Raw genomic sequence first — 14,598 nt, 5'->3', positions numbered from 1 at the left:
CGTCATACTTTAAACTTTTCTTCAATTTTGGAAACAATTCTAAGTCTTAAAGACCTTACGAAAAAATATGGAACGCTAACCGCGGTAGACAAGCTGTCTTTTACCATAGAAAAAGGCAATGTATATGGCATTTTAGGTCCTAATGGAAGTGGTAAATCCACAACTCTTGGAATGGTGCTAAACGTAGTTAACAAAACCTCGGGGGAATTTGCCTGGTTTAATGGAAATATGGATACCCACGAAGCCCTAAAAAAAGTAGGCGCCATTATCGAGCATCCCAATTTTTATCCATATATGACCGCCGCCCAAAACCTGGCTTTGGTATGTAAAATTAAAGATGTACCTAAAACGAAAATTGAGGAGAAGCTGCAAATTGTAGGTTTACTAGATAGAAAAGACAGTAAATTCCGAACTTTTTCCCTGGGTATGAAACAACGTTTAGCCATAGCCTCTGCTTTGCTCAATGACCCTAAGATTTTAATTTTAGATGAACCAACTAATGGGTTGGATCCACAAGGAATTCATCAAATTCGGGAGATCATAAGAAAGATCGCTGCCGGGGGTACTACTATTCTACTTGCTTCTCATTTACTTGATGAGGTAGAGAAGGTTTGCTCTCACGTGGTCATTATAAGAAATGGAAAGAAACTCTATAGCGGGCCCGTAGATGCCATTAATGCCAGTCACGGTTTCTTTGAACTGCAGGCAAAAAATATGCAGTTACTGCAAGAATTGCTAGTTGCACATCCGGGAATAGATAATGTTTCAGAAAAGGAAAATATAGTTACCGCCATCTTGAAAGAACCTATGGAAGCCGAAACCATCAACGAATATTTGTTTGAGAAAGGACTTTCTCTTTCTTACCTGGTCAAACGTAAAGAAAGCCTGGAAGAGCAATTCCTTCAATTAACCAATCAAACTACTACTGCATAATGCTACGACTTTTAGAGATAGAATATCATAAATTGCGCTACAGCCGCTCGGCAAAAATCCTTGTTTTAACCTATTTTATATTAATAACATTTATCGCCTTAATTGCTTCTATTGAATTCAATTTAGGTGCGATCAATTTCCGGGTAGCCGATCAGGGGATCTTTAATTTTCCATATATCTGGCATTTTAATTCGTATGTAGCCGCATTATTGAAGCTTTTTCTGGCCATCGTAATTGTGTCGATGATGTCTAATGAATACAGCCATCGAACACTAAAACAAAACCTGATTGATGGGCTGAGCAAAAAAGAATTCATTGCTTCAAAATTTTTAACAGTCATCGTATTTTCTCTGATTTCCACGGTATTTCTATTTATCGTGACCATGATTTTAGGACTTTCATTTTCAGATTTCAATGAAGCTTCCATCATCTTTTCAGATATGGAATATTTACTGGCTTATTTCTTAAAGCTTACTGGCTTTTTTGCTTTTTGCATGTTCCTGGGAATCCTCATTAAACGGTCTGCCTTTGCACTGGGCTTCCTGTTTATCTGGTGGATTCTGGAAAGTATTGTGTATGGAGTTTTAAAGTGGAAAATTTTCAGAGACTCTGAAATTGCTGATAATATCGCCAGGTTCTTTCCCTTAGAAGCTATGAGCAATCTTATAAAAGAACCCTTTTCACGATTATCTGCAGTACAAACTGCAGCTACTCAAATAGGTTCTGAGTTTGACAAGGACTATGGAATTCACTGGTATCAATTAATTATTGTGATAATTTGGACGGGCATTTTCGTATTTTTATCCTACAGACTCTTAAAAAAGAGAGATTTGTAGTATAATTCTATGGAAGGAGTCTAATGAAATTATTATATGCATTTCTAATAACTATACTGGTTGGAAGCACACACCTTAATGCCCAACAGGAGGCCGCCCATTGGTATTTTGGTGCCGGAGCCGGGCTTTATTTTCCGGAAGATGAGGAAGACCCTATTAGTTTAAACAATGGTCAATTAAGGACTCTTGAAGGTTCAACCGCAATCTCTGATCAAAATGGGAATTTGCTTTTCTATACGGATGGATCTATTGTTTATGACCGCAATCATAACGTGATGCAAAATGGTGGTGCGTTAAAAGGAGATGTTTCTTCCACACAATCTGCGATTATTGTCCCGCGCCCGGCGCATCCCGGAAGATACTATATTTTTACCGTGGACAAACCCGATTACTATTTAACGCCTGGCGATCCTATTGAAGGCGTGAACTTTTCTGAAGTCGATATGAGCCTCAATAATGGAAACGGAGCAATTATATCCGGAGAAAAAAATATTCATTTAATTACATACGATCCAGAAAATTCTTTACAAAACGAATTTAAAAGTTCTGAAAAAATTACCGCCGTTATTGCCGGAGACTGCACTTCTTATTGGGTGGTCACCCAATTTATGGATAATTTTTATTCCTTCAGAGTCAGTTCTTCGGGTGTGGATCGTAACCCGGTGGTTTCTAATATTGCCAATAATTTCCCTCCCCTTCTCGACGATGAAGAAATTAATATTACTTCAAGAGGATACTTAAAAATCTCTCCAGATGGTAAAAAAATTGCGGCTGCCTATTCGGGGACTTCTCTGGGAAGTCCAAGAACTGGGGGAACCAAGGAGACTGGAAAACTTTTTATTTACGATTTTAACGATGAAACAGGAAAGGTTTCCAACGAAGAACTACTTTTGCTGAGCACCTACCCGTATGGGGTGGAATTTTCTGCTGAGAGTACTAAACTATACGTAACTTCAAATGTATACGGAGGGGATGATATTCTGGATGAAAGTACTCTTTATCAATTTGATTTGGAGAGTTCAAATATTATCAATTCAAAAAAATTAGTGGACGCTTCCAGTAATGTTGCCGGAGCACTCCAATTAGCACCAAATGGAAAGATTTACCGGGCAGGCTATCCCAAGGACGGGGGTGGCTATCAAACCCACAAATTTTTATCTGTGATCAATAATCCTGAAAACGCTGCTCCAGGTGTAGGTTACAGGCACAATTTCGTAGATGTTTCTCCAAATGATGTTAAACTGGGTCTTCCGCCTTTTGTTCAGTCTTTATTCCAAAATAGTTTCCAGGTCGATGATCTTTGTTCAGGTGCTTCCACAGAATTCCATATTACGGGCGAAAAGAACTATGATTCAGTGATTTGGGATTTTGGTGATGGCCAGACTTCCACTACTGAAAATCCACAGCACACCTTCTCCACACCTGGGACCTATACGGTGAGTTTAACCAAAATAGTTTCGGGCATTCCCCTGGATCCTGTTTGTAAAGAGGTTACGATCACAAAGCTCCCGGAGATATCCAATGATTTTACCCTTACCCAGTGTGATGTCGGAGATAATGATCCTGGGGATGGAATCACCGATTTTAATCTTCAACTTGCCAGTCAGGCCCTCTTAGAAGAAGGTTCTAATCTACAATTATATTTTTACGAAAACCAGATCGATGCTCAGAATGACCCTGAAAACCAAAATGCGCTTGAAAATATTTATCGCAATAACGTACAGGATCAGGAATTAACGGTGAAAGTTATTGGTTTTAATTCAGATTGCTTTGAAATTGCTACGATTAAATTGCATACCACCAGCAGCGTTATTCTCCAACCTGAGGCTGCTATTGGATGCGAATTATCCGATGGGGAGGCAGAATTTAATTTACAGATCATCGAGCAAAATATCATTGACGAGTTAGCTCTTGACAATACAGTAAACCTTAGCTTTCATGAAACTGAAACAGATGCCCAAACCGGTCAAAATCCCCTGCAGGACACCTACATTTCAGAAGCTAAAACTATTTATATCAGAGCCGAAAATGCTAATATCTGCTATGGTTTTGGGTCCATTGACCTTAAACTTTCCAGTTTCCCAAGAATCAAGAACCTAATCGAACTACAGGTCTGCACTTCAGATTTTCCAATTACCCTAGGGAATGACCTAAATATAACCAATACTGAAAATTATGATTTTTCCTGGAATACAGGTGAAAATACATTGAGTATTGAGGTATTTCAAGCAGGTAGCTACAGCCTTAAGCTTACCGATCCTAATTTAGGTTGTGGACAGATTATAGATTTTGTGGTCCAGGAATTCCCAAACCCTGAAATTCTAGGATTGGAAATTGATAATCAAGGTCAAAACAGTGATGTTACACTTCTTACCAATGATGTTGAAGGTTTAAGCTTCGCCATTGATAATCCCAACGGCCAATACCAGGAAAGTCCTGTTTTCAGAAATATTCCCGGGGGCCCTCATACCTTCTATGCGCAAACTAATAATTCATGCAAAATAGCCCAATTTCAGGAAGTGATTTTCGGTTTTCCGGCCTTTTTCACTCCCAACGCTGACGGGTATAACGATTACTGGCTACCCTATGAAACTAATACTCCCGATTTTCAGGTAGAATATATTTATATTTTTGACCGCTATGGCAAATTATTAAAAGAACTACCTCGAAATTCATCTGGATGGAATGGTATTTATAATGGGAAACCCATGCCTTCTGATGATTACTGGTTTAAAGGTAAACTGGCAAATGGTCAGGAATTTAGTGGCCATTTCAGCCTGAAACGTTAAGGAAAAGTTGACAGCTTTGAAAAGGCAAGATTATTGATTGAGTAGTTGACCAATAAGTCAGCAATACGCATGAAATTTCATATAGAATCAGACTACAAACCCACTGGCGATCAGCCTAAAGCCATAGACCAACTGGTAAAGGGGATTAATAATAACGAACAGTACCAGACCCTTCTAGGGGTCACTGGTTCGGGTAAAACCTTTTCCGTTGCCAATGTAATCCAGGAGGTACAAAAACCAACCTTGGTTTTAGCACACAATAAAACACTCGCAGCCCAGCTTTATTCAGAATTCAAGCAGTTTTTTCCCAATAATGCCGTGGAGTATTTCGTGAGTTATTACGACTATTACCAGCCGGAAGCTTTCATTCCCACCTCTGGAACTTACATAGAAAAAGATCTTTCCATCAATGAGGAAATAGAAAAATTGCGACTCAGCACCACTTCTTCCCTTTTAAGCGGAAGAAGGGATGTAATTGTGGTGGCTTCGGTTTCTTGTTTATACGGAATTGGTAACCCGGTAGAATTTCGTAAAAATGTGGTATCGATAGAAAGGGATATGCGACTTTCCAGAACTAAATTCTTACATCAACTGGTCCAGAGTTTGTATTCCAGGACCGAAGCTGAATTCTCCCATGGAAATTTTAGAATTAAAGGAGATACAGTAGATGTATTCCCGAGTTACGCGGATAATGCGTTCAGAATTCATTTTTTCGGTGATGAAATTGAAGAAATTGAAGCTTTTCATCCTGGTACCAATGATATTATAGAAAAATATGAACGCCTTAATATTTACCCTGCCAATATGTTCGTGACATCGCCTGATGTAATGCAAAATGCAATTCATCATATTCAGGATGATCTTGTAAAACAGGTAGATTATTTCAGAGATATAGGCAAGCATCTTGAGGCAAAACGCCTGGGCGAACGCACCAATTTCGACCTGGAAATGATTCGGGAATTGGGCTATTGCTCAGGTATTGAGAACTACTCCCGATATCTTGATGGCAGGCAACCGGGTACCCGTCCTTTCTGTCTTTTAGATTATTTTCCAGACGATTTTCTGATGGTGGTAGACGAAAGTCACGTGACCATTCCACAGGTACACGCTATGTATGGTGGTGACAGATCAAGAAAGGAAACCCTGGTAGAATATGGTTTTAGGCTACCCGCTGCTATGGATAACAGACCCCTTAAATTTGAAGAGTTTGAGGCCCTGCAAAACCAGGTTATTTATGTAAGTGCTACACCTGCAGATTATGAATTACAAAAATCTGAAGGTGTTTACGTAGAACAGGTTATAAGACCAACCGGACTTTTAGATCCAGTAATTGAGGTACGTCCCAGTATAAATCAAATCGATGATCTTATTGAGGAAATTCACACAAGAAATGATAAAGATCAAAGAACTTTGGTAACCACCCTTACCAAACGAATGGCTGAAGAACTTACAAAATATCTCACGCGAATTGATATAAGGTGCCGTTATATTCACTCTGATGTGGATACCCTGGAACGGGTGGAGATCATGCAGGATCTACGCCGCGGTTTGTTTGATGTACTTATTGGTGTAAACCTGTTAAGAGAAGGTCTGGATCTTCCAGAAGTTTCCCTGGTTGCAGTAATTGATGCCGATAAAGAGGGGTTTTTAAGGAGTAATCGTTCCCTCACACAAACTATCGGACGAGCAGCACGTCATGTAGAAGGTAAAGCTATTTTATATGCTGATAAGATTACCGACAGTATGCAAAAAACCATAGACCAAACCAATTATCGACGCACCAAACAGATAAATTACAACAAAGAGCATAACATGCAGCCTACTCCACTTGTTAAGAAACTTGAGAATAGTACCCTAATTAAAGAAAAACTGGATGTTTATGATGCTGAAAAACCTTTGACTACCAAAGCCGCCGAAGCTGAAGTTGCATTTATGAGCAAACCCGACCTGGAAAAACGAATCAGGGAGAAAAGAAAAGCTATGGAAAAAGCGGCAAAAGATTTAGATTTTATGGCAGCGGCAAAACACCGGGATGAAATAAAAATGCTTCAGAATAAGGTGAAAGAAATACAGGATTAGAGAAATTCCTTTTTGATAAAAGACTGCCTGTAAAAAGTTTATCAGAAAACACATCTAACAACAAGGCCACAATATGCCAAAAAAATAACCGGTCAGTTGATCGGTTATTTTAACTAAAAAGCACCGCTCTGGCAGTGCTTTTTTCCAATTATTTTTTACTGAAATTTAATCTTCTGTCTTTTCACCTTCCCATTCCATAAAACCCCCTTCAAGGTTATAGGTGTTAGCAAAACCCATTTGATCTAAAATAGTACAGGCCTGCGCGCTCCTTTTACCGGAACGGCAGTAGATATAATAATTCTTATCCTTATCCAGTTTTTCAACTTCATTTACAAAATCCTGGCCTTTATAGATGTCAAGGTTTTTAGCATTGGGGATATACCCTTCTTCCACCTCTTCTTCAGTTCTAACATCTAAAATCACTGCATTCTCATCTTTTTCCATTTGAGACTGCCATTGTTCCTGACTTAGTTCTTTCATAAATCCTATGTTTTTTAAATTCCTTCCGTAAAGAAACCGGTTAATATTACCATTTATTACAGTGTAAAGATATTGAAAGTTTTAAAAAACTACACTTTCAATCCACTTGATTATATCTTGAAAAATTTAACATATCATTTTGATTTAATTTCCAAAACTAACCTATATTTGTATATACAAATGTTGTTTAGACAAATGAAAATCGAAGACCAATTAAAGACAAAAAATTTGCCGCCTGCCAGAAAGCTTAGTCTAAGTATTTTGGTAACTGCAAATCTTATTGATGAACAGGTAGCCGCTGCGCTCAAACCTTTCGATATTTCGATTCAACAATTTAATGTACTACGTATTTTAAGAGGCCAAAAAGGAAAACCGGCAAACCTTAGCACCATTCAGGAACGCATGGTCAGCAAAATGAGTAATACGACCAGACTTGTTGATAAGCTTATTGCCAAAGAACTTACTCAAAGAATTGTCTGCGAAGCTAATCGTAGGAAAGTTGAAATCAGTATCACTGAGAAAGGCCTGAAACTATTAAAAGAGATCGACCCTAAAGTAGATGCAGTTGAACAACAAATGATTGAGGATCTCAATTATGAAGAAATAGAATTGATTACAAATTGTTTAAATAAAATAAGAAAATAACTATGGAAAATTATATAGAAAATTTAAACTGGCGCTATGCTACTAAAAAGTTTGATGTAGAAAAACCTTTAAGTAAACTGGACGTAGAGAATCTGCAGAAAAGCATCCAGCTTTCGGCTTCCTCTTATGGACTTCAGCCTTACGAAGTTTTTGTGATTTCCGATAAAGAAACGAAAGAAAAACTAAAAGCAGCTGCCTGGAACCAGTCACAACTAACAGATGCATCCCATGTATTTGTTTTCGCTGGACTTAAAAAACTCAACGAGGCATATATCGATGCATATTTAAAGAATATTAGTAAAATTCGCGATGTTCAGGTACAGGATTTAAGCGGGTTAAAAGATATGCTGACTTCCAATATTTTAGGAAAAACTGAAGACCAGCAATCCATATGGGCACAAAAACAGGCGTATATCGCCCTTGGAAATTTACTTTCAGCTGCTGCCCATTTAAAAATTGACACTTGTCCCATGGAAGGCTTTGATGCGAAAAAATTTGATGAGATCCTGGGGATATCAGGTACAAATTTAACAACAGCAGTGATTGCCACTGCCGGCTACAGAAGTAAGGAGGATCCCTTGCAGTATGCTAAAAAAGTCAGAAAACAAGAAGAAGAATTATTCCATTTAATTTAAACTAAAGTCCAATTAATTAAAATTTTAAAATTGTTATGAAAAAGAATCTATTTAAAGTTGCATTTGTTTCAGCTATGGTAATGTCCTTGCTATCATTCACCACCCTAAGCGCACAGGAGAAAAAAATTGATATAAAGGACAGTAATATTACCTGGGAAGGGGAAAAAGTAACCGGTTCCCACCAAGGAACTATTGATTTAAAAGACGGCTATTTCCTGGTAGAGGATGGCGAGCTTAAAGGAGGTGAATTTGTAATGGATATGAGCTCAATTACAGCTACCGATCTCCAAGGGGAGGATAAGGGCAAATTAGAAGGCCACTTAAAATCTGATGACTTTTTTGGGGTAAACACTTACCCAAATTCTAAACTAGTGATCACTAGTGTAGCCAAGAAAAATGATGGCACTTATGGTATAGTGGCAGACCTTAGCATAAAAGACCATACCAATGAGGTAACTTTTGATTTGGATTGGGAAGAGAATTCAGCTTCTACAGAATTAACTATAGACCGCACCAAATACGACGTACGTTACGGCTCGGGAAGTTTCTTTGATAATCTTGGAGACAAAACCATCTACGACAATTTTGAACTAGACGTGGCGCTGGAATTCTAAATCACTTGGGGAAGAAATTGCTATTAAAAATCAATGTTGAAAAGAAAAATTAATATAACTATGGAAAAACAAATAAACACACAAGCAAGTAATATCGCCTGGAAAGGGAAAAAAGTATTGGGTTCACACTCTGGAACTATCGATTTAAAAGAAGGAAAATTCCTGTTTGAAAACGATGAAATAATCGGGGGTGAATTTATAATGGATATGACAACAATAACTGTAACCGACCTTAAAGGAGACGATAAAGCAGGATTGGAAGGTCATTTGAACTCAGACGATTTCTTTGGTGTGGATAATCACCCGACTTCAAAACTGGTAATTACAAGCCTTGCAAAGAAAGACGACGGTACTTATGGTGTTGTGGGCGACCTTACAATTAAAGATAACACCCATCCGGTAACATTTGATCTAGATCATAGAAACGATACTGCAACTACAAAACTCAGTATTGACCGTTCTAAATACAATGTAAAATATAATTCAGGAAGTTTCTTTAGCGGACTTGGGGACCAGACGATTTACGATAATTTCGATTTGAATATTGAGTTAAAATTTTAATTAGTGGAATTGCACAATTCCAGCCGGAAAAGTTAAAATTGCTTTTCCGGCTTTCTTTTTAGAAATTTCACTTGTTTATTTAAATATGCTTCCTATCTTTGGACTAATGAAAAACAGAATATCAAATACCTGGTGGTGGAATAATTTACGTCAAACGTCGTGAAGTAACATCGCTATAGTATAAATTCATACAAAAGGCTTGTCTCACGACAGGCCTTTTTTTTATGAAATTTTTGTCATTTCTGCCAAGGCAGGAATTCCTAATAAGAAACAGATCAGAAAAATAAATTAATTTGACTCACGCTTTTGCGGGAGTGACGGAAAAAAATATTTTATGTACCAACTAACCACCACCTATAAAAAGCTTCTTGCCGACACCATTACCCCTGTAAGTGTTTACCTTAAGGTGCGAGACAAGTACCCCAACAGCCTGTTGCTTGAAAGTAGCGATTACCACGCTAACGATAATAGTTTCTCATATATTTGCTGTAATCCCATCGCTTCCATTAAGATTCAAAATGAAATTATTACGGAAGTTTTCCCTGACGGAAATAAAAATAGTACTGAAATTAACCCTGGAGTAAATGTGCCACTTAAGATCCAGGACTTCGCCAAACAATTCAAGACTGAAGTCTCTGATTTTAAATTCATTAATAACGGGCTTTTTGGTTATATAGCTTACGATGGGGTAAGGTATTTCGAAGACCTGGAGATTAAAAAGCGAAATGGTGATCTTAAACTTCCGGATATTTACTACGCAGTTTATCAAAATATTATTGCCATAAATCATTTCAACAACGAAGCTTATATTTTTGATCACAGCTATGATACTGATTCCAAAATCGCTGAAATTGAGCAACTGCTAAAGGTTAAGAATTTCGCCACCTATAATTTTGAACGCCAGGAAGCACCTGTTTCAAATCTAACGGATGAAGAATTCAGGGAAAATGTAAGGCTTGGCAAAAAACACTGCTATCGCGGGGATGTTTTTCAAATTGTGCTTTCTCGCCGGTTTTCACAAAAATTCAAAGGTGATGAATTCAATGTTTACAGAGCTTTACGCAGCGTAAATCCTTCCCCATACCTTTTTTATTTCGATTACGGAAACTTTAAAATATTCGGAAGTTCTCCTGAAGCCCAATTAGTAGTCCAGGACGGCCAGGCAGAAATTCATCCAATTGCCGGCACCTTCAAACGTACCGGGAACGATGAAGAAGACGCTGAATTAGCCAAAAAACTTGCTGCTGATGAAAAGGAAAATGCAGAACATGTGATGCTGGTAGATTTGGCTAGAAACGATCTTAGTCGGCACGGTAGCAATGTAAAAGTGGAGAAATACCGGGAAATTCAGTTCTTCTCGCACGTGATCCATTTGGTAAGTAAAGTTACCGGTACTAAAGATCCAAAAACGCCTACTATGCAGGTAGTGGCTGATACTTTTCCAGCAGGAACTTTAAGTGGAGCGCCCAAACATAGTGCTATGAAACTTATAGAACAATACGAAAATGTCAACCGTGATGCCTATGGCGGCGCCATTGGGTTTATGGATTTCCATGGCAACTTCAACCACGCGATCATTATCCGCTCTTTTGTGAGTAAAAATCACCAGTTACATTACCAGGCAGGTGCCGGTGTGGTTTCTGAATCGGTAGAGGAAAACGAATTACAGGAAGTTTACAATAAACTCGGAGCCTTGACCAAGGCACTGGGGATTGCTGAAGATATTTAAACTCTAGAAAATTAAATTTAAATTCACACCAGGTAGAATGAAAAAAATATTAGTTATAGATAATTACGATTCCTTTGTGTACAACCTTGTACATTATCTCGAAGAATTGGATTGTGAGGTTACAGTAATTAGGAACGACCAACTGGAACTGGAAGACGTAGAAAAATACGATAAGATTCTTCTCTCCCCCGGCCCTGGGATTCCTGATGAAGCAGGCCTTTTAAAACCCATTATTGAAAAATACGCATCCTCAAAGAGTATCCTGGGAGTTTGCCTTGGCCAACAGGCAATAGGAGAAGTTTTCGGTGGAAAGTTAGGTAATTTGGAATCGGTTTTTCACGGCATTGCCACTAATATGGAACTTTGTGTCGATGACGAGCCGCTTTTTAAAGACTTGCCCAAAACGATGAAGGTAGGTCGTTATCATTCCTGGGTGGTTTTAAAAGAACTCCCCGATTCTTTAGAAGCCACTTCATATGATGAAAAGGGACAAATTATGTCGCTTCGGCACCGGGAATATGACGTACGTGGGGTGCAGTTTCATCCCGAGTCTGTGTTAACCCCGGACGGAAAAAAAATGATTCAGAATTGGGTAAACATTTAAGTTATGAAGGAATTGTTAAACAGGCTTATCAACCACGAAACCATCTCAAAGGATGAGGCTAAACAAGCGCTTTTCAGTATTTCTAATGGGGAGTACAACGAAAGTCAGATCGCGGCATTTCTTACGGTCTATATGATGCGTAGCATTACAATAGAAGAACTCGAAGGTTTTCGAGATGCCCTTTTGGAACTATGTGTGGCCATTGATCTAAGTGATTATAATCCCATAGACCTTTGCGGAACAGGAGGCGATGGTAAAAACACCTTTAATATTTCAACCACTTCTTCTTTTGTGACTGCCGGAGCGGGGGTAAATGTAGCAAAACACGGAAACTACGGGGTCTCGTCGGTAAGCGGTAGTTCCAATGTTATGGAAAGCCTTGGAATTAAATTTAGCAAGGATGAAGGCTTTCTCGAAAAATGTATTTCAGAAGCTGGAATTTGCGTTTTGCACGCTCCCCTATTCCATCCAGCTATGAAAAACGTGGCTCCAATCAGGAAATCTCTTGCGGTAAAAACCTTTTTTAATATGCTGGGCCCAATGGTTAACCCTGCTTTTCCGAAAAATCAGTTAGTAGGCGTATTTAACCTGGAGTTGGCCAGGATGTATGGCTATTTATATCAAAACACCGATAAGAATTTTACTATTTTACACGCTTTGGATGGCTATGATGAAATTTCACTAACCGGAAAGACTAAAACTATCTCCAATAATTCCGAAGGAATGTTGAGTCCGGAAGATTTTGGAGTGGAACCTTTAAAACAGGAAGAAATTGCAGGTGGTGGTTCTATTGAAAGTTCAGCTGAAATTTTTGTGAATATTTTAAAAGGAAAAGGCACCAAAGCACAAAACGATGTAGTTTGTGCCAACGCGGGAATGGCCATAGCTACTACCAAACAAATTAGTGCTCTGGAAGGTTTTGAAACTGCCCGGGAATCTATAAATTCGGGGAAAGCTTTAAAAGCCCTGGAAAAATTGCAGGAACTGAGCAAATAAACCATCTCCGGGAATTCGCATAGGCAAACTTTTAAGCAGGATACTGATCTTCATTAAGATCACAACAAGGTTCAAAAGCAAAAAACCGAGATACATAACAGAAGAATGAACATCTTAGATAAAATCATAGCAGATAAACACAAAGAACTGGTTTTAAAAAAACTTGTAGTTCCCATTTCGCAATTAGAAAAGGCGGAACTTTTTAAGCGCCAAACCATTTCCTTAGGCCAAAAGCTCAAAGCTAGTAAAACCGGAATAATTGCGGAGCACAAAAGACGTTCTCCATCAAAATCAGTAATCAACCAGGATCTAAATGTTGAAGACGTTGCTAAAGGTTATGAAGATGCCGGTATCTCAGGAATGTCCGTACTTACCGATGGCAAATATTTTGGAGGATCTTTAGACGATTTACTTTACGCCCGTGCAGCGGTAAAGCTGCCCTTGCTGCGAAAAGAATTTATTATTGATGAGTATCAAATCCTGGAAGCAAAAGCCCATGGCGCAGATGTTATTCTGCTGATCGCGGCGGTTTTGGAAAACAAACAAATAAAGAAGTTTTCAGAATTTGCACAAAGCCTTGGTCTGGAGGTTTTATTAGAAGTGCATAACGAAGATGAATTAAAAAAATCCATTATGCCCAGCCTGGATATGCTGGGGGTAAACAACCGAAACTTAAAGACATTTGAAGTAAGTACCGATATCAGTAAAGAGCTTTCGAAAAAGATCCCTGAAGAGTTTGTAAAGGTTTCAGAAAGCGGAATAAGTTCGGTGGAAACAATTAAAGATTTACAGCAATACGGCTATAAAGGATTTTTGATCGGTGAGAATTTTATGAAAACCAGTAATCCCGGCAAGGCTGCAACAGCCTTCGTGAAAAAATTAAGCACATCACCTTAAATTTATTTCAGGCAATATGTTTTCTCAAAGCTGAAAGATATTCTGCTTGAACCAAACAAGGACGAAAATCCTTTTAAACATAAGTTCTATAGGTGAGAAATGTCAATGAGATAATCCAATGAAAAACTTAAAGTTAAAAATATGTGGGATGAAAAATCCCGAAAATATCAGTAAAGTCGCACGGCTACAGCCAGACTATATGGGCTTTATATTTTATAAAAAGACGCCACGCCATTTTGATGCTGAAATTCCAGAAATTCCTTCAAAAATAAAGAAAACCGGAGTTTTTGTCAATGAAGCTATCGATGTTATTTTAGAGAAAGTTAAGAAACACGATCTCAATGCAATTCAACTCCACGGAGAGGAAAGTGCCGCATTTTGTGCAGAATTGAAAATACTTTTCACACAAACCCCGGTGGAGATAATCAAAGTGTTTTCGGCGAATGATGATTTCGACTTTAAACTTTTAAAGGATTTTGAAAATGTGATTGATTACTTCCTTTTTGACACTAAAGGCAAAAATAAAGGAGGAAATGGAATCACTTTCAACTGGGAGATTTTAAAAAATTATCCTTCAAACAGACCATTTTTTTTAAGCGGGGGAATAGGCCCTCAAGAAGTTGAAGAAATCAAAGAACTTCAAACTTATTTTTTAAAAAAGGGAAAGGATAATTTGTTATACGCTATTGATGTAAACAGTAAATTTGAAGATCAACCAGGGCAAAAAAACATTGAGAATCTGGAAGGATTCCTCAAGGAATTTAATTAGAAAATTAGTGAATTTGCAGCAAGCCAGTATA

Annotated in this window: 14 protein-coding genes; 13 read left to right on the top strand and 1 reads right to left on the bottom strand. The window is 38.2% G+C overall.

Annotated elements, in window-relative coordinates; genetic code table 11:
* The first annotated feature begins 27 nt into the window (after positions 1–27).
* The 4 genes from DET49_RS07465 (at position 28) to uvrB (ending at position 6,637) form a co-directional block, all read left to right on the top strand.
* Entirely contained in the window at positions 28–933 is a 906-nt protein-coding gene (locus tag DET49_RS07465; RefSeq protein ID WP_133547474.1) for an ABC transporter ATP-binding protein, read from the top strand.
* Positions 933–1,769: an ABC transporter permease gene (locus DET49_RS07460; protein WP_133547473.1), complete on the top strand. Its 837-nt coding sequence runs from the start codon at positions 933–935 to the stop codon at positions 1,767–1,769. The genes DET49_RS07465 and DET49_RS07460 overlap by 1 nt, the downstream gene beginning before the upstream one ends.
* A 23-nt stretch (positions 1,770–1,792) precedes the next feature.
* On the top strand, positions 1,793–4,558 hold the full coding sequence (locus DET49_RS07455) for a T9SS type B sorting domain-containing protein (protein WP_133547472.1): 2,766 nt from the start codon (positions 1,793–1,795) through the stop codon (positions 4,556–4,558).
* A gap of 69 nt (positions 4,559–4,627) precedes the next feature.
* Positions 4,628–6,637, top strand: coding sequence for an excinuclease ABC subunit UvrB (gene uvrB / locus DET49_RS07450; RefSeq protein ID WP_133547471.1), 2,010 nt, complete (start codon positions 4,628–4,630; stop codon positions 6,635–6,637).
* 165 nt (positions 6,638–6,802) lie between these two features.
* On the opposite strand, the gene DET49_RS07445 is transcribed toward uvrB, so the two are convergent.
* The gene (locus tag DET49_RS07445; RefSeq protein ID WP_133547470.1) at positions 6,803–7,117 is read right to left on the bottom strand and encodes a rhodanese-like domain-containing protein; all 315 of its coding nucleotides are present in this window, start codon (positions 7,115–7,117) and stop codon (positions 6,803–6,805) included.
* Between the two features lie 195 nt (positions 7,118–7,312).
* Here DET49_RS07445 and DET49_RS07440 point away from each other — a divergent pair, with 195 nt between their 5' ends.
* The 9 genes from DET49_RS07440 to DET49_RS07400 all read left to right on the top strand — a co-directional run bounded on the left by DET49_RS07440 (position 7,313) and on the right by DET49_RS07400 (position 14,567).
* Entirely contained in the window at positions 7,313–7,762 is a 450-nt protein-coding gene (locus DET49_RS07440; RefSeq protein ID WP_133547469.1) for a MarR family winged helix-turn-helix transcriptional regulator, read from the top strand.
* Positions 7,763–7,764: 2 nt separating this feature from the next.
* Positions 7,765–8,397 (top strand): NAD(P)H-dependent oxidoreductase, encoded by a 633-nt coding sequence (locus DET49_RS07435; protein ID WP_133547468.1) that lies wholly within the window; start codon positions 7,765–7,767, stop codon positions 8,395–8,397.
* 35 nt (positions 8,398–8,432) lie between these two features.
* Entirely contained in the window at positions 8,433–9,011 is a 579-nt protein-coding gene (locus tag DET49_RS07430) for a YceI family protein (RefSeq protein ID WP_133547467.1), read from the top strand.
* Positions 9,012–9,071: 60 nt separating this feature from the next.
* Positions 9,072–9,572, top strand: a complete 501-nt coding sequence (locus tag DET49_RS07425) for a YceI family protein (RefSeq protein ID WP_317130304.1) — start codon at positions 9,072–9,074, stop codon at positions 9,570–9,572.
* 334 nt (positions 9,573–9,906) lie between these two features.
* Positions 9,907–11,301, top strand: coding sequence for an anthranilate synthase component I family protein (locus tag DET49_RS07420; RefSeq protein WP_133547465.1), 1,395 nt, complete (start codon positions 9,907–9,909; stop codon positions 11,299–11,301).
* A 37-nt stretch (positions 11,302–11,338) separates the two neighbouring features.
* Entirely contained in the window at positions 11,339–11,905 is a 567-nt protein-coding gene (locus DET49_RS07415; protein ID WP_133547464.1) for an anthranilate synthase component II, read from the top strand.
* Between the two features lie 3 nt (positions 11,906–11,908).
* Positions 11,909–12,901, top strand: coding sequence for an anthranilate phosphoribosyltransferase (gene trpD, locus DET49_RS07410; protein WP_133547463.1), 993 nt, complete (start codon positions 11,909–11,911; stop codon positions 12,899–12,901).
* 105 nt (positions 12,902–13,006) lie between these two features.
* Positions 13,007–13,798: an indole-3-glycerol phosphate synthase TrpC gene (gene trpC, locus DET49_RS07405; protein WP_133547462.1), complete on the top strand. Its 792-nt coding sequence runs from the start codon at positions 13,007–13,009 to the stop codon at positions 13,796–13,798.
* A gap of 148 nt (positions 13,799–13,946) precedes the next feature.
* Positions 13,947–14,567 carry a phosphoribosylanthranilate isomerase gene (locus tag DET49_RS07400; RefSeq protein ID WP_133547461.1) on the top strand — a complete coding sequence of 207 codons (621 nt, stop codon included), beginning with the start codon at positions 13,947–13,949 and terminating at the stop codon, positions 14,565–14,567.
* The last annotated feature ends 31 nt before the right edge of the window (positions 14,568–14,598 follow it).

The sequence above is a fragment of the Salegentibacter sp. 24 genome (assembly GCF_004362395.1).
GTDB lineage: Bacteria > Bacteroidota > Bacteroidia > Flavobacteriales > Flavobacteriaceae > Salegentibacter.
Note: the sequence above shows the minus strand (reverse complement) of the source record. Positions and strands in the feature narration are given on the sequence as shown.